The organism is Mycobacterium numidiamassiliense (assembly GCF_900157365.1).
Taxonomy (GTDB): Bacteria; Actinomycetota; Actinomycetes; order Mycobacteriales; family Mycobacteriaceae; genus Mycobacterium; species Mycobacterium numidiamassiliense.
On sequence record NZ_FUEZ01000003.1, the window covers coordinates 25,363 to 47,965 of the forward strand.

Here is a 22,603-nt window from a genome sequence, read left to right on the forward strand (position 1 = left end):
GCGTCCCCTCAGCTCGCGTCAAACGACGACAAGTCCACCAGAGCCAGTTCCACGGGTTCCGAGTCCGTGTCCCCGTGGTCGGGGATGGCGTCGATCGCTTCGTTGACCAGTGCACGCAGCGCCGCGGGGAATCGCTGCGCGAGCGCGTCCGCGCGGGCGCTCGACACGCGGCGGGCGTCGTACCACCAGTCGAGATGCAGCACCCCGGAGTACCGGTACACGCGAAGCTCGATGGCATGGCCCAGGCCCGGAATCGCCTCGCGCACCCCCATTGCCGCGTCGGAGTCGAGCTGGACCGGTGCGTCAACGCTGGGCGATTGGGGGATCATGCCGATGTACCGCAGGTGGATGTCCGAGGCCTCGAGTGCGCCCAGCAGCCGCGCGGTCGGCGCGTAGACGTAGCGCAGCAGTCCGTAACCCACCCCGTAGTGCGGAACGGATGTGGCGGTGTCGTGTACCGCGGACAGCAGGTCGGTTAACGCGCCGTCCTGCGCGCACTGCAGCGCGGCCGGGTAGATCGTGGTGAACCGGCCGACGGTTCTGCGCAGATCGACGTCCGGCCGAAGCACCGAACGTCCGGCGCCCTCGAGGTCGACCGACACCACGCCCTCGCCGACGGTGCCGGCGATCGTTCGGCTCAACGCCGCGAGCAGGAGTTCTTCCATCGACACGCTGAGCTTCCGGCGGGTTTCGTCGAGTTCGGCCGTCTCCTCGACGGCCAGCGCCGACGGTAGCCGCACCAAGTCGCTGGCACGGGGTTGGCCGGTGACGTGGTGGTCGCCCAGCCGCAGCGTCGCCTTGCTCGAGTTCTGCAGCCAGTAGTCGCAGGTGTCCAGCACCGCCGGATGGGTGGCCAGCGTCCCGGACCGCAGCGACCAATCGCGCCATTTGGCGCTGGTCGGGGACAGCAGGATCTCTTCGCCCGCAAGTCGTTGGGTGAAGGCGGTGAAGAGGTCGAGGAGCAGGATTTCGCGCGAGGCATTGTCCGCGATGATCTCGTGGGCGGACAGGACCAGGTACGAACCATGTTGGCCGCCAGCGAGATACGTCGCGGTGAACGACGCGGTCAGGTCGTCCTGGGCGACCAGCTCGGCGACCACGTCCAGTACCGCCGCCCGCTGCGCCGCCGGGTCGGCGACCACGTCGTCGGGAAGTGTTCGCGACGACAGGCGCTCGAATTCCTGCGGTGCGCTGATGTGCTGCTCCCACGTTCCCGCACGGTCGACGAATTGGAGTCGCAATGCGTCGTGGTGGTTCGTCAACGCGGTGAGCACGGCGCGGACGTCCTCGATGGTGACGCCGGCCGCGAGCCGGAAGATCAGTGGGACGCGCCAGCGACCGGTCTCGCTGATGCCGTGTTCGAAGAAGCCGGCGATGTTCGCGGGCACCGGCAAATGCGCCTCGGCGCTGGGTGGTTCGGTCAGCCCTGCGCCGGTGAACTCGGCGTCGAGGGCGGCGGCCAGGCCGGCCACGGTCGGGTGTTCGTACAAATGCTGGGGGGTGACCGTCAGGCCGGCGTTGTTGGCACTGGTCGAGATGCCGATCGCGATGAGGGAATCACCGCCCATTTCAAAGAAATTGGCGTTGCGGTCCAGCGTCGCGACGCCCAGGCACTGCGTCCAGATGCGATGCAGCGTCGCCTCGGTCGCGGACTGGCCATCGACTGGCGCGTCGGGGACCGCCTCGCCGTTGGTGGTCAAGCCGCTGAGCCCGGTGGGTGCCTCGGTCCACACGGTGGGCCTGACGTCGATCCAATGCCGTTCGCGCGCAAAGGGATAGCCGGGCAGGGTGACGAGCTGGGGCGCTGACCCGGTCAGCGGTGTCCAGTCCACCGCCACGTCGGCCGCCCACAGTTGGCCGAGCCCGAGCAGGAAGGCGTCCCGGTCATCGGTGTTCTGCACCGGGTGACGCATGAGCCGCACGCCGCGGTGCGTGCCCGACCACTTCGGGTGCCGGATCGCCGAGCCGGTCAGGCTGCCGCCCGGGCCCACCTCGACCAGCACCCGGTGCTGATCGCTCAGCATCACGTCGAGCTCGTCGGCGAACCTGACCGTGGAGCGGATCTGACGAGCCCAGGTCGCCGGGTCGGTGGCCTGCTCGGCGGTCATCCAGGTTCCGGTGATGTTGGACAGCAGCGGCGTGTGCGGTTCGTGCAGCTGCAGACCCGACAGGAACTGCTCGAATTCGGGCAGCACGGGATCCATTGCGCTGGAATGGAATGCGTGTGCGGTGCGGACCCGTCGGGCCGGGATGCCGTGCTCGCGAAGACGTGCGGTGAATGCCCGGATCGCGTCGGGTGACCCGGCGACCACGCAGTTGCCCGGGTCGTTGACCGCGGACAGGTCGACGTCGGCGGACAGGTGCTCGGCGATGTCGTCGGGGCTGAGCGCCACCGCGACCATGGCGCCCGGCGCCGAGGCATGCATCAGGCTGGCGCGCTTGGCCACCACCTTGATCGCCGTGGGCAGGTCGAACACCCCGGCCAGTGTGGCGGCCGCGTATTCGCCGATGCTGTGTCCGGCCATCGCCCCGGCGCGCACGCCGTAGCTTTCGACCAGCTTGCCCAACGCGTATTCCACTGCGAACAGCGAAGGTTGGGCCCGATCGGTGCGTTCCAGGTTGTTCTCTTCGCCCGTGGCTTCTTTCGATCCGAGGCCGAAGACCAGGGCGTGCAAGTCGATACCGAGCTCCTCGCGAAAGCCCGCCGCGCAGGCGTCGAAGTGCTGGGCGAAGACCGGCTCGGTGTCGTAGAGCCCGCGCGCCATCCCGGGGTGCTGGGCACCCTGCCCGGGAAACAGGAACACCACCCGGTCGGGGTTGTCGGCGTGGTCGGTACCGCCGGCGGATGCGCCGGTAAAGACGTTGTCGTGCTCCGCGGCTCGCAGCACGGAGATCGCGTGCCGGCGGTCGTGCACCGCGACGGCGGCCCGCACGTTGTGCGTGCGGCGGCGGGCCAGGGTCGCGGCGACGTCGCCCAGATCGGCGGCGTCGGGGCTGTCCAGCGCCGCGGCCAGCTCGGAGCGTGCCTCGTCAAGTGCCGCAGCGGTTTTCGCCGATAGCAGCAGCACCTGGGGGCCGGGCTGCTCGGCCCGGGCCGGCACCGGCGGCGCCTCCTCCACGACGACGTGTGCGTTGGTGCCGCCCACCCCGAACGAGCTCACCCCGGCCCGGCGTACGCCGTCGGATTCCCACGGGCCGTATTCGGTCTGCACGACGAACGGGGTCTCGTCGAGATGCAGTTCCGGGTTCGGGCTCGTGTAATGCAGAGTCGCGGGAATCGCCTTGTTCTTCAGGCACAGAATCGTCTTGATCAGGCCGGCGACGCCGGACGCAACTTCCAGATGCCCGATGTTCGACTTGACCGCTCCGAGCGCACACGGCCCGGGCCGGGGTGTCGAGGACACGGCGAACGCGGTCCGCAGGGCCTTGATCTCGATGGGATCGCCCAGCGGGGTGGCGGTTCCGTGCGTCTCGATGTAGCTGACGGTCGACGAATCGATGTCGGCCACCGCATGTGCCTCGGCGATGCAGTCCGCCTGTGCGGCCGGATTGGGCGCCGCATAACCCATTTTCCTGGATCCGTCGTTGTTGATCGCCGAACCGCGGATGACGGCGTGGATCCGGTCGCCGGCATCGACGGCGGCCTGCAGCGGTTTGAGGACCACTATGCCCACGCCGCTGCCGAAGACCGTGCCGTCGCATCGCACGTCGAACGGCCGGCATTTGCCCATGGCCGACACCATCGACCCGGGCTCGTGCCAGTAGCCCACGCGATGCGGAACCCGCAGTGACACACCGCCGGCCAGCGCGACGTCGCACTCCCCGCTGAGCAGGCTCAGGCAGGCCATGTGCACCGCGACCAGTGAGGACGAGCACGCGGTCTGGATCGTCAGGCTCGGACCGCGCAGGTCGAACTGGTGCGAGACGCGTGTCGAGAGGTAGTCCTTGTCGTTCTGCATCGACAGCCCGACCGTCTCGAAGTTCAGCCCCTGGCCCACGGCGACATGCGGATCCTGGTGCGACATCAGGTTGTGCAGCAGGTACGCGCTCGACGAGGTGGTTCCGTACACGCCGATCGACCCGTCGAAGTCGGCCGGGTCGCAGCCCGCGTCTTCCAGTGCGTGCCAAGCGGTTTGCAGGAACAGCCGGTGCTGCGGGTCCATGGTCCGGGCGGCTTGCGGTGGGAAACCGAAGAATTCGGCGTCGAATTCGTCGATACCTTCCAGCAGCGGCGCACGCCGCACATAGGACGGGTTCGACAGTGTTTTCTCGCCGACTCCGGCCGCACCAAGGTCCTGTTCGGACAGCGTGACGATCGATTCCTTGCCCTGGCGCAGGTTGTCCCAGAACTCGGCCAGCGAGTTGGCGCCAGGGAACCGGCCGGCCATGCCGACCACCGCAATCGCATTGTCGGGCAACGCGGTTGGGTCCACAGCTCCGTTTGAGGGTGCTGTCACGGTACTATCCTCGCTTTCGCCGCTGTGCGGCTTGTTGGCGCGCCGCGGCGCGCTGCTGTGCCCGGTCGCGAACGCCATCTTCGGCCTGGGGTGTCTGTGATTGCCCGCCGAGCCCGAGTTGGCGAACCAGTTCGGCCGTCAAGTCCTGTAGCGACGCGCCTTGCAGCAGCAGCGTCACCGGCGGTTCGGCTCCGAAATCCGCGCGGGTGGTGTTGCGAATACGCACCGCCATCAGCGAATCCATGCCCAGCTCGATCAGTGGCACGGTCGGGTCGACGGCCGATCGGTCGGAGTAGCCCATGACCGCGGCGATGCGGGAGCGCAGTCGCTCTGTCATCACCGCTTGCGCCTCGTGGGGATCCAGGCCGGCCAGTGCTTCGGGACCGGCCCAATCGCCGCCGTCACCCGCTGCGTCGAGTTCGGCGACCACGTTGGTGAAATAGCCCAGGTTGCGGATCTCGGGGAAGACGATCAGCGCCCGGTCTGGACGCAGCCGCGCAACGCCGGTATGGCCACGATCGGTGGCCAGCAATGGTTCCAGCGCCGCGGCGCCCTCGGCCGGGGTGATGGAATCCAGGGCACCGCCGGTCAGGGCGCGGGCCAGCCCGACCTCGGCCCACGGTCCCCAGTTGATCACCGTCGCCGGCAGGCCCGAGGCGCGGCGCCAGTCGACGAGGGCGTCGAGCCACGCGCTCGCGCACGCGTATGAGGTCTGGCCCGGGCCGCCCAGCAGTGACGCGGTGGAGGAAAAGCCGAGCCACCAGTCCAATTCGCAACCGAGGCTTGCCTGGTGCATCCGCAGGGCCCCGATGACCTTGGGCGCCCACACCCTTTCCACGCTGTCCTTGCTCATCGAGAAGATCAGGCTGTCGTCGAGTACCGCGGCCGCGTGCAGGATGCCACGCAGGTTCGAACCGGCGGCCGCGACCAGTTTGTCGGCCACCCCCTGATCGGCCACATCGCCTGCGACCACCACGATCTCGGTCTTACGCTCCAGTTCGGCCAGCACGGCGCGCTGCTCGTCCGACGGCTCGCTGCGCCCGTTGAGGACGACGCGGCCGGCGCCGCTGTCCGCCAGCCATCGCGCGACCACCAGGCCCAGGCCGCCCAGGCCGCCCGTGATGATGTAGGAAGCTCCCGAGCGGACGGCTTCGCGGGTGGGCTCCTCGAGGGTCGCCCGTGCCAGCCGCTCGACGTAGCGCTGCCCGCCCCGCCAGGCGACGACGTCGTCGATCGAGTCGGAAACCGTCACCTGCAGTTCGGCATTCAGCGCTGTCAGCGGCTCGGCAGTGGCGTCCAGGTCGAGCAGCGTGGTGCGCAGCTCGGGATGCTCGTAGGCCAGCACCCGCACCAAACCCTTGAGCGCACCGATCCCCGGCCGGCCGGGCTCGTCGCCTACCGCGAGACCGCCGCGGCTGACCAGCCACAGCCTCGGCGATTGGCCATGCCAGCCGCCGATGATGGCGCGGACGACGGTGGAGACCGCCCAGACCGATTCGCGCGCCCGGACGATGCCCGCGTCGGTGACGTCCGGGTCGGCGGTGACGAAGACGACGACGCCGACCGGCGGATGCTCGGGATCGCCGGTGGCTTCGTCGAGGGCGGCGAGCATGGCGGACTCGTCGGTGAGGTCGGCGGTGATCACCCGGCGCGCCGCCGACCGCCACCCCGCGATGAATTGGTCTGCCTCGGGCGTCTGCTGATCGGTGAGCACGAGCCAACTGCCTGGGGCTTCGGTCTGCGCGGGGCTCACCGGAACGGGTATCCAGTTGGTGTCGAAAACCTTCTGCGACAATGGAAGTGGCACACTGCGCCGTTCGACGCGGCGCACATAGATGTCGTTGATCTCGGCGGTGACCGTCCCGGTGTCGTCGGTCAGGACGACTCGGCCGAGCTTGCCCGCGCCGGCTTCGTCGAGGCCGGACAGCTGCGCCCGGCAACGCGCGCGCCGACCGGGGTCGCCGTACACCCGCACCGACTCGAATGACACTGGCAGATAACTGGCTTCGGCGGACCCGGCGAGTTCATCGTCGGGGATGGCTGCGGCCAGGCTCTGCAGGGCTGCGTCCAGCATGACCGGGTGCAGCCGGAACCCGGGGTACCGCGGCGCCTCGTCGGGCAGGGTGATGTCGGTTTCGACGGAGCCGCCGGGCAGCCGGCGGATCGCGGTCAGGGCCGCGAACGCGGGACCGTGGTATTGACCGGCCTGACGCAGCGCGGTGTACAGGTCCGCCGGGTTGATCGCCGTCTCGCCGCCGCCCGCGGGTGCGGGGCGATCGGGGGAGGTGTCCGGTGTGCGGACTTCGGCGCTGGCCGTGGCGTGCCGGGACCAGTCGCGACCCGAAGAGCGGGAATAGATTTCGATCCGGGTCTTGTCGTCGGCACCGCGAGTCAATTGCGTCGTCAACTGGGTGTGCTCGTTCAGGGTGAGCATCTGCTCGACCTCGAGCTGGTTGATCGACAGCGCCTCCGCGGGTACGCCCAGCGCTTCGCTGGCCGCGGCCAGGGCGATTTCAGCGAACCCTGCGCCGGGCATGGTGGGCTGACCGAAGACCTTGTGGTCGGCCAGCCATGGCGACACCGCGGTGCCGACGTCGGCCTGCCAGACGTGGTCGCGGCTGGACGGGACTTCGATGTGCACACCGAGCAGCGGGTGGCCGGCGACGGCGTTCGATATCCCCGACCGGTCGGCGACCCAGAATTGGGTGTGCTGCCAAGGGGTTACCGGGATGTCGGCCAGTCGGCCGTCGGTGGCGATCGGGTGGCCCGCGGCGGCGAGCTGGGCGTGGAAGGTGACGGTATCGTCGGTGTCGCGCAGCAGGGTGCCGATGGCGTGCGCGTTGGACTCGCCCAGGGTGTCGTTGATGGAGTGGGTGAGCAGCGGGTGCGGGCTGATCTCGATGAAGGTGTGGTGATCGGCGCCCGCGGCGCTGACGGCTTGGTGGAAGCGCACCGGGTTGCGCAGGTTGGCGGCCCAGTACTCGGCGTCCAGCACCGGCGCGGCATCCTCGCTCGCGGTGCTGATCATCGGGATGGTCGACGGCTTGGGCGCCAAATCGGTGAGCGCCGAACGCAATTGCGGCAGTATCGGGTCGATGATCGGGTGATGGGAGGCCACGTCGACCTCGATGCGGCGGGCCAGCAGGTTGCGCGCCGTCAGCGCTGCGATGACCGCGTCCACCTGGTCGGGCGGGCCGGCGATCACCGATTGGGTCGGCGAGGCATGCACGGCCAGCGTGACCTGTGGGTACTCGGAGATCAACGCCTCGACGGCGGGCGCGTCGAGTTCGAGTAGGGCCATCGCGCCCTGGCCGGACAACTGCGCCATCAGCTTGGAACGGATGGCGATGATGCGCAGCCCCTCGGCGGGGGTCAGCGCGCCGGACACCACCGCTGCCGACACTTCGCCCATGGAGTGACCGATGACCGCGTCGGGGGAGATGCCGTGATGGCGCCACAGCGCGGTCAGCGCCAGCTGAATGGCCACCAGCAGTGGCTGAATCTTGTCGATGCCGGTGACCGGGCTGCCGTCGGCGAGCGTTTGCCGCAGCGAAAAACCGGTTTGGGCAACGAATTCGGGCTCCAGCTCGTCGATGGCGGCGGCGAAGGCCGGTTCATCGGCCAGCAGCTTGCGGCCCATGCCTGCCCATTGCGCTCCCTGACCCGAGTAGACGAACACCGTGCCGGGCCCGCGGCCGCCCTCGGCGCCTGCCACGACACCGGGTGCCGGTGTGCCGGTGGCCAGCGCGCGCAGTCCGGCGACCGCGTCGGTGCGGTCACGGGCGACGACGGCGCCCGACCAGCTGTGTTGGGCGCGGCGATGATTGAGGGTGTGCGCCACATCGGCCAGCGGGGCCGCCGCACCGGGGCCGGCGATCCAGTCGGCCAGGCTTGCGGCGGTCGCCGCCAGGCGCTCCGGTGTCTTGCCCGACACCACCAACGTTGACACCACCGGCGCGGCGGACGGCGGTGCCGTGGATGCCGGCGGCTGCTCGATCACGACGTGCGCGTTGGTGCCGCTGAGGCCGAACGACGACACGGCGGCACGACGGATGCCGTCGCCGGGGAACGCGGTGCGCTCGGTCGGCACGAACAGGCGGGTCGACGAAGCGTCGATCGCCGGGTTCCACCGGTGGAAGTGCAGGTTGGGCGGAATGTATCCGCGATTCACCGAAAGCACGGCCTTGATGAATCCGGTGACGCCGGCCGAGGCTTCCAGGTGTCCGATGTTGGTCTTGACCGAACCCAGCGCGCAGCGGCCGTCGCCGCCGCCATAGGTCGCCGCGAGCGCCTCGAATTCGATCGGGTCGCCCAAAATCGTTCCTGTGCCGTGGGTTTCGACATAGTTCACGCTGTCTGCCGTGGCGTCGGCCATCCGCAGCGCGGTGGTGATCACGTCGCGTTGTGCGGCCGCGTTCGGGGCGGTCATGCCGTTGGACCGGCCATCGGAGTTGATGGCCGAACCGCGGACCACGCCCAGGACGCGATCGCCGGCGGCCAGTGCGTCGGCCAACCGCTTGAGCACCACCACGCCGCAGCCCTCGCCGCGCACGAATCCGTCGGCCAGTGCGTCGAAGGTCTTGCATCGACCGGTCGGTGACAGGGCCGACCACTTGGACAAGGCGATGCTGGTGAACGGCGACAGCGACAGGTGCACCCCGCCGGCAAGTGCCACATCGCTTTCCCGCAGCCGCAGGTTTTGACAGGCCAAGTGGATGGCCACCAACGACGACGAGCATGCGGTGTCCACGGCGACCGCCGGGCCGCGGAGCCCCAGCAGGTAAGAGATTCGCCCCACCGCGGCGCTGTGCGGGTTCCCGGTGCTCATGTAGGCGTCGATCTCGGCGTTGCGTTCGAGGTTGAGGATCGTGTAGTCCCACGCCGACACGCCCATGATCGCCGCGGTTCGGCTGCCGTTCAACGAATCCGGCGCCACGCCTGCATGTTCGAGCGCTTCCCAGGCGACCTCGAGCAGGATTCGCTGCTGGGGGTCCATCGCGACCGCTTCGCGCGGGGTGATGCCGAAGAAGTCGGCGTCGAACCCGGCGACGTCGTCGAGAAAGCCCCCCCACTTGGTCGTCATCCGCCCCGGCGCCTGAGGATCGGGGTCGTAGTAGGCGTCCCCGTCCCACCGATCGGGCGGTACCTCGCCGACGGCGTCACGGCCATCGAGCAGCAGCTGCCAAAAGCTTTCGGGCCCCGTCACATTCCCGGGCAACCGGCAGCCGATCCCGATTACGGCGATGGGTTCGGCAACCTCGGTGGGGAAGGCCGTGCCCGCGCGAACCAGCTCACGCGCGAGTACCTCGCGCGCCTTGGGTGACATCTGCGCCGCGCGTTCGGCAAGACTTGTCATTACTCACTGCCCCCAGTTGCCGTCTCTAGCTCGCTCGCCGCAACGAGGTCGGACAACAATTCCATTTCCTCGTCGGAGAGCTCGCTCTCCGCGTCCGGCGCCTCTGCGGCCTCGGAAAACGTTGTGTAGCCAAGACGCTCGCACATGGCGCCGGCAAGATCGTGGATCGTCGGGTAGGCCCAGACCAGGGCAGCCGGCAACGTGGTGCCCAGGCTCGCCTCCAGCCTGTTCCGCAATTCGAGGCCCATCAGGGAGTCCAGACCAAGTGACTCCATGGGCCGATCGTGGTCGATGGGCTCGGTTGACCGCAGCACCGCCCGGATTTCGTCGGCGATCGCGGCGGCCAGGCGGCCCGGGCGCTCGGCGGGTTCGCTGGCATCCAGTTCCGCCCGGATCGCGCCGCCGCCGCGCCGCTCGAGCTTCGACGAGTCATGCAACTTCGCGAACAACGACGAACCACCCGCGGCGGGGAAGGACTGGAACCACTGCCGGGCGTCGAGGTGTATCACGCCGGTACGGGCCCGGTCGGCCGACAGCAGCCGCTGCATCGCCGCGAGCCCCTCCTCGACGGTGATGAGCGAGACGCCGAGATCGGCGAAGAACTGGGCGCGGCCCACCCCGGCCCATGGGCCCCAGTTGATTCCGACGGCGGGCAGTCCCTGCGAGCGGCGGTAGGCGACCAGTCCGTCGACCCAGGAGTTCGCCGCCGCGTAGGTGCCCTGGCCGGGCGTGCCCAGCAGCGAGGACGCCGACGAGAACGTCAGCCACCAATCGACATCCAATCCGGCGGTGGCCTGGTGCAGCCGCCAGCTGCCGGTGACCTTGGGGGTGAACACCCGTCGTGTCGCGGAATCGGAGATGTTCAGCACGATTTCGTCGTCGAGGACCATGGCGCTGTGCAGCACCCCGGCCACCCGGAAGCCGGCGTCTGCGACCGCTTGCACAAGCCGGTCGGCCGTGCCGGGTTCGGCGATGTCGCCGCTGACCACCTCGATGCGGGTGCCCGCGGCGACCATGTCCGCGATCGCCGCCTGGACTTCGGCGCTGGGGGCCGAACGACCGTTCAGCACAACCAATCCCGCGCCGTTGGCCGCCAGCCACTGCGCGACGACGAAGCCGAGGCCGCCCATGCCGCCGACGATGATGTAACCGCCGTCGCGGCTCACCAGTGGCTGCGGCGGCGTTGCCGCTATCGCGTCGACGCTGCCGTGGGCGGGTATTGAGACGGCGATCTTGCCGGTGTGCCGGCCGGACGCCATCAGCGCGAAGGCGTCGGCCGCGTCGGCGAGGGTGAACGTGGTGACGGGCAGTACCTGCAGTGTGCCGTCGGCGACGTGGCCCAGGATGCGGCCGAGCATCTCGCTGTACTTTGCCGGGTGCAGCTTGAGATTCAGGTCGAGGTCCACGACGGAGAAGGACGCGCTTTTCGTCAGCGCGGCCAATCCCAGGCTGGCATTGGCGTAGACGTCCTTCTTGCCCAGCTCGATGAACCGCCCGCCGGGAGCGAGGATCTGCACGCCTCGCTGAATCGCTTCGTCGGGAAGCGAATTGAGGATGACGTCGACGCCGTAGCCGTCGGTGATGTCGAGAATCTCGTCGGCGAAGTCCACGGTCCTCGAGTTGCCGACGTATTCGACACCCAGCCCGGCGAGCATGTCGCGCTTGGCTTCCGAGCCGGCCGTGGTGTAAATCCGGGCGCCGATCATCCTGGCGATCGCGAGCGCCGCCATCCCGACACCGCCGGTCGCGGAATGGATGAGTACCCGTTCGCCGTGGGCCAGCCGCCCGACCTCGCACAGCGAGTGCCACGCGGTCAGGTAGGCGATGCCGAAGGCGGCCGCTTCGGGATCCGGCAACGAGTCGGGGATCGGGGTGACGAGGTCGGCCAGCGTCGTCAGATGCGAGCCGAACGCCCCCGGGCCGATGGCGATGACGCGCTGTCCGACCCGGACCGAGTCGACGCCGGCGCCGACGGCGGTCACGACGCCCGCACACTCGCCGCCGATCACCGGCGGCGCACCATCCAGCGTGGGATAGATGCCCATCGCCTTGAGCACGTCGCTGAAGTTGAGGCCCGCCGCGCCGACGCGAACCTCGACCTCGTGGGCCCTCGGTGGGATCCGCTTGACCGCATGCAATCTCAGCGCGTCCAGGCGTCCGGGTTCGTCGATCTGCAGCCGCACCGCACCGCCGGCGTCCAGATCGACGACGGTGTTTCGGGCTTCTCCGGCGAGCTCGCCGGTCGGCGTGGTGGGCGCGGGCACCAGCCTGCCCAGGTAGCGCTGGCCGCCGCGCAGGGCGACCTCGTCGGCGTCGGAGCCCGCAAGCAACTCCTGGGTCAGGGCGGCAAGGGATTCGGTGCCGTCCGCGTCGACATCGACGACGGTGGTCTTCAGTTCCGGATGTTCGAAGACCAATACCCGCGCGATGCCGCGAAGTTCCGTCTGCGCCAACGTGACTCGATCACCGGCGTCGACCTGTTGCGCGCCGCGGGTGACGATCCACAACCGCGGGCTGTTGCGGGCGCCCATGCGTGTCACCGTCTTGGTGATATCCGCGATCAGCAGGGTGCGCGCCATTGCCAGGTCCAGCTGCGTTGCCTCGGGCAGTGCGGCATCGACGGCCTGCGGCGGGCAGAGCACCACGATGCCGTCCCATGGCTTGCGGGTGATCGCCTCGCGCAGTTTCGCCGTGTCGGTCGGCGACACCACATCGATGTCGGCGACGCCGTCGTTCAGCGACGATTGCAGCCCCGGGAGCAGCGCATCGTCAGTACCCGCGTCGCCGATGAGCAACAAGCCGCCGAGGTTTGCGGCCGGTTTGTCCAGCGCTGCGGGCTCCCACTCGGCCGCGTACACATTGCTGTTGAGTTCGCTTGCGCTACTTACTGATCCGAGCACCGCCATCTCGACTTCGTCGATGACGAGCAACGGTCGGCCGTCCCGGTCGGTCAGCACGACGTGGCCTCGCAGGCGATCCGGCCGGTCGGTGGCGGCGAGGCTCGCTATCGAACGAACACCGTCGGACACATTGCCGTAGACGTGGATGCCCGCGAAACGTATTGGCAGCACCAGGGTTTGGCGCGCGCTCTGGCCGCCGGCCAGGTCGGTCGCGGCCCGGGTGGCACCGAGCGCCTGCACCGCGATATCCATCATCACCGGATGCAGTACAAAGCTGCGGGAACCCGCCTTGGCGGACGAGGGAAGCCGCACCTCGGCACGGGCCGCACCGGATTGTCCGACGGCCAGCGCAGTGATGCCTCGGAACGCCGGTCCGTGTTGTTGTCCGGCGGCACGCAGCCGCTGATACAGGTCGTCGGGGTCGACATCCGCCGAGCCTTCATCGGGAAGATCGACCACGGGTGGTGCCAACCGGTCGCCCGCCTCGCGGGCCACCGTGGCGGTGGCGTGCTTGATCCAGCCCGACGAGGCGCTGTGGGTGCGCATTTCGATCTGGCAGTTCTGTTCGTTGCCGGTGAGCGTGGTGACCAGAACCGTGCCGTCGGTTACCTGCAGAACCTGGTGCAGGCTGAGCTCGCGGATCATCCACGGCCGGTGCGCTGCGCCCTCTGCTTCCGCGAACGCCTCCGTGGCCGCCGCCAGCGCGACATCGGCGTAGGCAGCCCCGGGTAGTACGCAGAGGTCGTCGATCACGTGATCGCCCAGCCACAGCAGATCGGGGCTGAGCTCGCTTTCCCAGACCCGGGTGCCGTTGGTGGGGTCGGTGACACCAAAGCCGAGCAGCGGGTGGGTGTTTGGCGCGTGGTGTGTCGTGCTGCTGGCGGAGATCCAGTGGTCGGTGTGCTGCCACGGGGTCGTCGGCAGCACCGGGTGGGGTCCGCAGATGTGCGGAGTCTCGGGTGGACGGGCGGTGTGGGTGGCGTTGCGGTTGGTGTGGAAGGTCAGGGTGTCGTGTGCATCGCGCTGCAGGGTTCCGACGCTGACGAAGCCGGGACTGTCGCTCGCCGTGAGGGTTTCGCTGATGGCGTGGGTCAATAGCGGGTGCGCACTGATCTCGACGAAGGTGGGGCGGCCCAGGCCGCTGAAGGCATGAGCGATCGCCTGTTGGAAACGCACCGGGTTGCGCATGTTGGTGGCCCAGTGTTCCGCGTCGAAGACCGGGTGGGCGTCGAGGTCCGCGTAGGTGGTGGAGATGATCGGGATGGTCGGCGGTCGCGGGGTGAGATCGGCCAGTTCCGCGCGCATCAGGGGCTGCAGCGGGTCCATGGCCGGATTGTGCGGGGCCACTTCGATATTGACGCGGCCGGCGAAGTAGCCCTGGGCACGCACCTTCTCGACAACCTCGTCGATCGTCGGCGTGGGTCCGGCGACGACGGTCTGGCGTGGTGAGGCGTAGATCGCCAGGGTGACCTGCGGGTAATCCGCGATCAGCGCCTCGGTGGCCGCGGCGTCGAGCTCGAGCATCGCCATGGTGCCCTGCCCCGACAACGGGGCCATCAGCCGTGACCGCGTCGCGGTCACCCGCAGGCCCTCGGCGGGTGTCAGGGCGCCGGCCACCACCGCGGCCGCCACCTCTCCCATCGAGTGGCCTATCACCAGATCGGGGGTCAACCCGTAGGCGCGCCAGAGTGCGGTCAGCGCCAGCTGCATGCCGATGAGGCCCAGCTGGATCTGCTCGATGCCGACCAATTCCTTGCCGCCGGCGATCACGTCGTGCAGCGAAAACCCAGCCTCCGCAACGAATACCGGCTCGAGTTCGGCGATCGCCGCGGCGAATGCGGGCTCGTCGGCCAGCAGCTGACGTCCCATTCCGGGCCACTGAGATCCCCGGCCCGAGTAGACGAACACCGTCCCCGGTCCTACCGCGCTCTCGGGGCAGCCCACCACACCCGGCGTTGGATCCCCGGCGGCCAGACCGCGCAATCCCGCCACCGCCTGGTCGCGGTCGACGGCGGCCACCGTGGCGAACTGAGGCTGCTGGGCCCGGTGATGGTTGAGCGTGTGCGCCACATCGGCCAGCGGCACCGCGGCGCCGGGGCCCTCCATCCAGTCGGCCAGTACCGAGGCCGTCGCCGCCACCCGCTGCGCCGTCTTACCCGTGACCACCAGGGTCGTCACCGCCGGAGCGGGATCCCGTTGCGGTGCGGGCGCGGCTTGCGGCGCCTGCTCGATCACCACATGCGCGTTGGTCCCGCTGACGCCGAACGACGATACCCCGGCCCGGCGTGGCTGCTCGGTGGCCGGCCAGTCCATGTCCTCGGTCGCGATGGCCAGCCGCGAAACGCCTTCGCTGGCATGGGGAGTGAGCTCGGTGAAATTGAGGTTGCGCGGAATGCGGCCATGTTCGACGGCCAGCACGGTCTTCATGAAACCGGCGATTCCGGCCGCCGCCTCGAGGTGACCCAGGTTGGTCTTGACCGCTCCGAGCACCAGCGGTGCCCGACCCTCCCGGTCGCCGAAAACCTTGCTCAGCGAGTCGAGTTCGATGGGATCGCCCAGCGGTGTGCCCGTTCCGTGTGCCTCGATGTAGTCGATGTCAGCCGGCGTCAACTTGGCCGTCGACAGCGCCTGGCGAAGCAGCGCCTGCTGCGCCGGGCCGTTGGGCACCGTCACCCCGCTGCTCGCGCCGTCCTGGTTGACCGCCGACCCGCGCACCACGGCGAGGATGCGGTTGCCGTCTCGTTGGGCGTCGGACAACCGCTTGAGCACCACCACGCCGGCGCCTTCACTGCGCACGTAGCCGTCGGCGCCCGCGTCGAAGGACTTGCACTGCCCCTCCGGCGACAGCATTCCCCACCGCGAGCACGCGATGCTGGCCCCCGGGCTCAGCAGCAGGTTGGTCCCACCGACGAGCGCGGTGTCGCTTTCGCGCCAGCGCAGGCTCTGGCAGGCCAGGTGGATGGCGACCAGCGACGACGAGCACGCCGTGTCCAGCACCACCGCCGGGCCCCGGGCGCCGAGCAGATACGCCGTGCGCCCCGCGGCGAAGTTCGCCGAGTTTCCGGTCAGCACATAGGCGTCCAGCTCTTCGGGTCGCGCCCCGGCGGACAGCGTCAGCATGTAGTCATAGGCGGTGACCCCGACGAACACCGACGTCTGGGTGCCGTGGATGGCCTGTGGCGGAATTCCCGCGTCTTCCAAGGCTTCCCAGGCAACTTCGAGGAACAGGCGCTGTTGCGGGTCCATCGCGGCCGCCTCGCGCGGGGGGATGGCGAAGAACTCCGCATCGAACTCCTGCGGTTTCCAGCCCGAAAGAAAGCCTCCTTCACGATTGCAGATCGTTCCTGCAACGGTGTGATCCTCGGTGAACAGGGCGTCGGCATCCCACCGTTCGGGGGGAACCCGCACGATCCCACTTCGCCCCTCGCGCAACAACTCCCAGAACTGCTCGGGGCTCTGGACTCCGCCGGGCAGCCGGCACCCCATGCCGACCACCGCGATCGGTTCGGTGCTGGCCTTCTCGGCGATCTCCAGCCGCGCGGTGAGATCGTCGATTTTGTGCAGCGCCTCGGTGATGATCGCCCGGCGATCCGGTGTGGCTGCTGTCATTAAGAGCCTCGTAGCCTTTCGGAAAGTTCTGCCAGCAACTCGTCCTCGTCCAGCTCGTCATAGGCGTCGGCGGTCGGTTCGTCGGTTGCTTCGAGCTCGGGCAGCACGCTGGCCAGATGGTCGCTCAGGCTGTACACGGTGGGGTAGTCGAAAATCACCGATACGGGCAGCGCCTCGCCCAGGTCGTCAGACAGCGCCCGCCGCAGCATCGCGCTCATCAGCGAGTCCATCCCGAGTTGGAAGAACCCGGTCGAGGGATCGAGTGACTCGCCCGGGCGCAGGCCCATGGCCTTCGCGGCCAGCTTGGCGACCTGGTCGAACAACATGGTGTGGCGGCGCTCGGGCTGGCACGCGCGCAACGCGATGCGGAATTCGCTTTCCGGCATGGTCGTCTCGCCCGGTGCCGGCAGCAGGTCGTCGACGATGTGCAGCGACCCGCGGGCCCGGTAGGCATCCGCAAGCAGCGACCAATCCGCTTGCACCACAACGGAATGCACACCGGCGGCGGGGCTCATCACATACGGCAGCGCGCCGATCGCAACCTCGTCTTCCATCGGCAGCAGCCCCGACCCCACACTGACCTGACTGGACTCGTCGGTGTCGGCCAGCGACTTCCACAATCCCCAGTTGATGGTGGTGGCGGGCAACCCCATCACCCGGCGCGCATACGCCAGCGCGTCCAGATACCCACTGGTGGCGGTGTAGTGGGCCAGCCAGCGTGAGCCGATCAGACCGGAGATCGACGAGAACAAGACGAAGTGTTGCAACGACGCCGCCGGTGTCGTCAATGACAGCCGGTGCAGCAGCTCGGCGGCGTCGAGCTTGGGCGCGAACATCGCCCGGACGTCCTCGTCGGTCATCTCGCTGAGCGAGACCGGCTGGCCGGCAAAGGCGGCCAAGTAGATTCCCTGCAGCGGTGGCAGGTCGCTGCCGAACCGGTCGAACAGCGCCCCCATCGCGGCTTCGTCGGTGGCGTCGGCGGCCACCGTGACGAGGTTGGTCCCCACTGCGGCAAGGCTTTGCGTCAGTTCGTGCAGGCGTGAGCCTGGATTCCGCGACACCGCGACGACGGTCTTGGCGCCCATGCGAGCGAGCTGGCTGATCAGGTGCGGTCCGATGTTTCCGGTCGCCCCGATGACCAGCTGGCTGGTGTTGGCGTCCAGCGTGACCGGCGATTCCGACGGCAGGTTTCGCGGCCGCAGCCGGGCCACGTGGCGGGTGCCGCGCCGGTAGACGACCTGGTCCTCGCCCGTGGCGCTACCGACTTCCTGGAGTAGCTGCCTGGTCACCACCTGGGCCGGCACTGAAGCATCGAAATCGAGAATGCCGCCCCAGATTTCGGGGTGTTCGAGGGCAAGTGTGCGACCCAGACCCCACAGCAGCCCGTGGGCGGGGTTGGCGCGATCGCCGTCGAAGACGGGCTGGGCGTTTCGGGTGATCAGCACCAACTTCGCCGACGAGTTCCCGGCGGCGAGCACCGCGGCGAGCCGGCGCACCTGGTCGAACAGCCGATAGGACGACGCGACGTCGAACGAATCATTGGCAGGCGCGAACAACACGTGCTCGGCATCGCCGACCGATTCGGCCAATTCCACCGGGTCGGCATCCGCGTCCACGGTTTCCGCGGACAGCTGGGTCGCGATGTCGGGATCGCCGATCACCAGCCAGCGGCTCGCGGTCGCTGCTTCCGGCTTCGTGTCCAGGGGCGCGGCCGGCCACGACAGCTGATATGACCAGTCGGCGAGCGGGCCTGCCGGGGCGGTGCCCGACGCAGAACCATTGTGCTGCAAGGATTCTGGCGCGTGCCACCCGATCGCCCCGTTGCCTATCCAGTGCCGGGTGTGATGCCACGGAGTGGTGGGGATCTGGATATGCGGCTCGGGAGGATGCGGCGTCTGCGGCGGGTTGGCGGTGTGCACCGTGTTCAGGCTGGTGCGGAAGGAGATGGTGTCGTCGGTATTGCGCTGCAGGGTGCCGACGTTCGTGTACCTGCTGCCGTGCTGGGCGCTGTGCAGGGTCTCGCCGATGGCCTGGGTCAGCAGCGGGTGCGCGCTGATCTCGATGAACGTGTGGTGGTCGGTTCCGGCGGCGGCGATGGCCTGCTGGAAGTGCACCGGGTTGCGCATGTTGGTGGCCCAGTGTCCGGCGTCGAACACCGGATGGCGGTTTGGATCGGCGTAGGTGGTGGAGATGATCGGAATGGTCGGCGTGTGCGGAACCAGATCGGCCAACTCCGCCCGCATCGCCGGCTGCAGCGCGTCCATCGCTGGATTGTGCGGGGCCACTTCGATATTGACCCGGCTGGCGAACCGGTTGTGGCTACGCGCCCTGGCGATCAGCTGGTCGATTTGCTCCGTGGGTCCGGAGATCACGGTTTGCCGCGGCGAGTTGTAGATGCCCAGCGTCACCTGCGGGTACTCGGCGATCAGCGTCTCGGTCGCGGCCACATCCAGCCCCAGCAGCGCCATCCCGCCCTGTCCGGACAGCGGTGCCATCAACCGCGAGCGGGTAGCGGTCACCCGCAATCCCTCGGCGGGCGTGAGTGCCCCGGCCACCACCGCGGCGGCCACCTCGCCCATCGAGTGTCCGATCACCACGTCGGGCTGCACGCCGTAGGAGCGCCACAGCGCGGTCAGCGTCAGCTGCATCCCGATCAGGCCGAGCTGGATCTGCTCGATGCCGACTAGTTCCTTGCCGTTGGCCAGCACATCGTGCAGCGAGAATCCTGCCTGCTCGACGAACACCGGCTCCAGGTCGGCGACCGCCTCGGCGAACGCCGGTTCGTCGGCCAGCAATTGGCGACCCATACCGGCCCACTGTGAACCGCGGCCCGAGTAGACGAATACCGTGCCCGACCCTGCCTCGTCGCTCTCCTGCGGGCCCACTACGCCGGGGGCGTGCTGGCCGGCGGCCAGGGCGCGTAATCCGGCCACCGCCTGGGCGCGCTCACGGGCGACCACCGTGCCGAACTTCGATTGCCGGGCACGGTGATGGTTGAGCGTGTGCGCCACGTCGGGCAGGGCCACCTCGGCCCCGGCGCCTTCCATCCATTCGGCGAGCGCCGACGCCGTCGCGGCCACCCGTCGCGGTGTCCTGCCCGCCACCACCAAGGTCGACACATCCGGATCGGGGGTGACTCGCGGCGGCGGGATCACTTCCTGACCCTGCTCGAGCACCACATGCGCGTTGGTGCCGCCGAATCCGAACGAGGAAACTCCGGCCCGGCGCGGATGCCGCGTCTGCGGCCAGTCAATGTGTGTGTCAACGACCTTCATTCGCAAGTCGTCAAAAGGAATGTGTGGGTTCGGGCTTTCGAAGCGCTGATTCGGCGGAATCTGGCCGCGCTGCAACGCCAGCACCGCCTTGATGAAGCCCGCGATCCCGGCTGCCGCCTCGGTGTGGCCGATGTTCGTCTTGAGTGCGCCGATCAGCAGCGGGGAATCCTCGGAACGTCCGCGACCCAGCACCGTGCCAAGGGCGCGGGCTTCGATCGGATCGCCCAGCAGCGTTCCGGTGCCGTGGGTTTCGACGTAGTCGACCTCGTTCGGCTGCATCCCGGCGTTGGCGTAGGCGGCGCGTAGCACCGCCATTTGCGCCGCCGGGTTGGGGGCCATCAGTCCGTTGGAGCGGCCGTCCTGATTGATTGCCGAGCCGCAGATCACCGCGAGCACCCGGTCGCCGTCGCGCTGCGCGTCCGTCAACCGTTTGAGTACCACCACCCCGGCGCCCTCACCGCGCACAAAGCCGTCGGCCGCCGCATCGAACGCGCGGCACCTACCGGTCGGCGACAACGCGCCGGCTTGGTCGAAACCGCGAAATACCGCCGGGGACAACAACACGTTCACCCCGGCCGCGATGGCCAGGTGCGAGTCCTGGGTGCGAAGGCTTTGGCAGGCCAGGTGAATGGCCACCAACGACGACGAACAGGCGGTATCCACCGCCACCGACGGGCCGCGCAGGTCAAGGAAATACGAGAGGCGATTGGCGATGATGCTCATCGCGCCGCCCGTGTTGTTCCAGGCGTCCACCTGGGCGATGTCGCCGGCCCCAAGGAAGCCGTATTCGGTCCCGCATGACCCGGCGAAGACTCCGGTCTGCGACCGACGCAGCGAGTTCGGCGGAATTCCGGCGTGCTCCAGGGCTTCCCAGGCGACTTCCAGCAGCAGACGCTGCTGCGGGTCCATCTTGGCTGCCTCGCTTGCGGCGATCTCGAAAAACTCCGCATCGAAGGCGTCGATGTCAGACAGATACGAGCCCCAGCGCGTGGTGCGTGCCAATGCCGCCGCGGCCTCTGGCGAGCCGTTTTCGAACGGCAGCCACCGTTCGGCCGGCACCTCGCCGATCGAGCAACCGCGATCAACCAGGAACTGCCACAACGCGTCCGGACTCGAGATTCCACCGGGGAAGCGACATCCCATCCCGATGACGGCGATGGGCTCGTCGAGCGAGCTATGTGCCGGGCGATTGAGCGCGGCGGCCGCGTCCTGGTCGGGAGCGGGCGCGGTCAGGTAAGCGGCCAGCGCGTTGATGGTCGGGTGTTCCCAGAACTCGATCGGGGATACCGGCCTGCCCAGCAACTGCGATAACTCGCCGGACAACACGACGGACTCGCGGGAGCTCACGCCGAGATCGGCCAGCGACAGGTCTGGGTCAACCTCGTCCGGCGTGCGGCCGATGTTCGTCACCAGATAGTCGACCAGCCAGTGCCGAAGGTCGGCCTCGCTCTGGATGCCTGACGTCATGGCGCTACGCCCAGCCGGGTGGACGTCACCGGACCAGCAAACTCCACCAGGGCTTGGTCAAGGTGCATCCACGCGAATGCCACCGCCTCGAAGCGGTGGTCTGCAGGCTGCTTTAGCAAACAGGGAACAGTAGAGGGGCTCACCCGCAATGCTTTACCTTCCCGTTTGGCGGTCGGCGCTATGTGCGCGCGCCTAGTTGCCGCCCCACGAGCGGCTTTAGCAGGCCCTGTCGGAGCCCCCCGGCACAAGGCAGCTGCTAGTTGGAAACGTCGGCGCACAAGAGCCGGATGGCCGTGAGCCGCGACGATTGCCACCCCGACCACCCGTCTCTAAAAAGCAACGTATGCAATCTTCGGCGGGCACGTGAGGGTATTTACGAAATCCACAGAATTTGTAAGCCATCCAACTCGTGGAGTCGTGGCATATGTCGGCTGCTGGGACCCACGCCGCGCATCACTGCAGGTCAACGGCCTGGGGGACAAAAGTGATATTTGGTGCTAGTGGTGCGGTGCTGGCGGGTGATAGCAGAGTGAAACTAGCTGGGCGGAGGGCGAAGCCCGACCGTTCTGGGACCAGCGCACCATTTTCGCGCGGACGGTCGACACCCGTCGGGAAGCGGTCTCGCCGGGGGCGCCGCATGCCGCCCTGCGGGCAGGGGATCACCGGGGACCGGACGCCGCCGCGGAAAATCGGATCATCCGATGCGCGTCCGGTCAGCTAACTTCCGCGGCATCGATCGAGGGTCGTTTCCTCGATTTCCTTCACCAGTTCTGGCAAATTGCTGTTGAGGTAGAAATGGTCCCCCGGGAACACCCGGATGGAGAACTCTTCGGTGGTGCGGTCGGACCAGGCCAGCATGTTCTCTTCGGCGACGATGATGTCGTTGTCCCCGACGTACCCGTGGATCGGGCATCCCACCGTCACTTCGGGTGGGCGGTCGTAACCCGCAATCGCCCGCACGCTTTGCAAGGTGGGCAGGATGCTCTGGGCGAATGCGTCATTTGCCAGATGCTCGGGATTCGTGTCAGTGACCTGGGCGACCAAGTTCAATATGTCGTTGTCCGATCCTTGCAATTCCTTGTATCGGATATGACCCGGCGCCGCGCAGGACGATACGAAAAGCGCGGCAATGGGAAATCCGGCCGATTGGAATCTCAGCGCCACTTCGAAGGCCACCAACCCGCCCATGCTGTGACCGAAAAACGCCACCTGACCTCCGGCTTTGGCTGAGGGTGCCATCATGGCAAAGATTTCTTCGGCCAGCTCGGGAATGCTGTCGAGCTCTGTCAGACCGCGATCGCGACGGCCGGGGTATTGCACGGCAATCCGCTTGATATCCGTGGAGAACGCCTTGGCAAAGGGGACATAAAAGGTCGCGGCCCCACCGGCGTGCGGAAATATATAGAGCGTCGGCGGACTTGCGTTGCGGTTATCTCTGTCGATAGTCGCGTTCACCGGCTCAGGGTATCGCGATGGGTTGGCTCGATCGGCCGATGCCACGGGGATGCCACGGGTGGCGGCATCGGCTCGCGGTCTGAC

Annotated in this window: 5 protein-coding genes; all 5 read right to left on the minus strand. The window is 68.3% G+C overall.

Annotation, left to right across the window (positions count from 1 at the left end; translation table 11 throughout):
* Positions 1-8: 8 nt before the first annotated feature.
* Entirely contained in the window at positions 9-4,457 is a 4,449-nt protein-coding gene (locus MNAB215_RS00075) for a type I polyketide synthase (protein WP_281253270.1), read from the minus strand.
* Positions 4,458-4,461: 4 nt separating this feature from the next.
* The gene (locus MNAB215_RS00080) at positions 4,462-9,813 is read right to left on the minus strand and encodes a type I polyketide synthase (protein ID WP_077076935.1); all 5,352 of its coding nucleotides are present in this window, start codon (positions 9,811-9,813) and stop codon (positions 4,462-4,464) included.
* Complete coding sequence (locus tag MNAB215_RS00085) at positions 9,813-16,322, minus strand: type I polyketide synthase (RefSeq protein WP_077076936.1); 6,510 nt, start codon at positions 16,320-16,322, stop codon at positions 9,813-9,815. The genes MNAB215_RS00080 and MNAB215_RS00085 overlap by 1 nt, the downstream gene beginning before the upstream one ends.
* Complete coding sequence (locus MNAB215_RS00090) at positions 16,322-21,064, minus strand: SDR family NAD(P)-dependent oxidoreductase (protein WP_077076937.1); 4,743 nt, start codon at positions 21,062-21,064, stop codon at positions 16,322-16,324. The genes MNAB215_RS00085 and MNAB215_RS00090 overlap by 1 nt, the downstream gene beginning before the upstream one ends.
* Positions 21,065-21,781: 717 nt before the next feature.
* Positions 21,782-22,519, minus strand: coding sequence for a thioesterase II family protein (locus tag MNAB215_RS00095; protein ID WP_077076938.1), 738 nt, complete (start codon positions 22,517-22,519; stop codon positions 21,782-21,784).
* Positions 22,520-22,603: the final 84 nt, after the last annotated feature.

Bases quoted from the DNA above. Each gene is read 5' to 3' on its own strand.
- MNAB215_RS00085 (WP_077076936.1), bottom strand. From the start codon at position 16,322: ATGACAGCAGCCACACCGGATCGCCGGGCGATCATCACCGAGGCGCTG.
- MNAB215_RS00090 (WP_077076937.1), bottom strand. From the start codon at position 21,064: ATGACGTCAGGCATCCAGAGCGAGGCCGACCTTCGGCACTGGCTGGTC.
- MNAB215_RS00080 (WP_077076935.1), bottom strand. From the start codon at position 9,813: ATGACAAGTCTTGCCGAACGCGCGGCGCAGATGTCACCCAAGGCGCGC.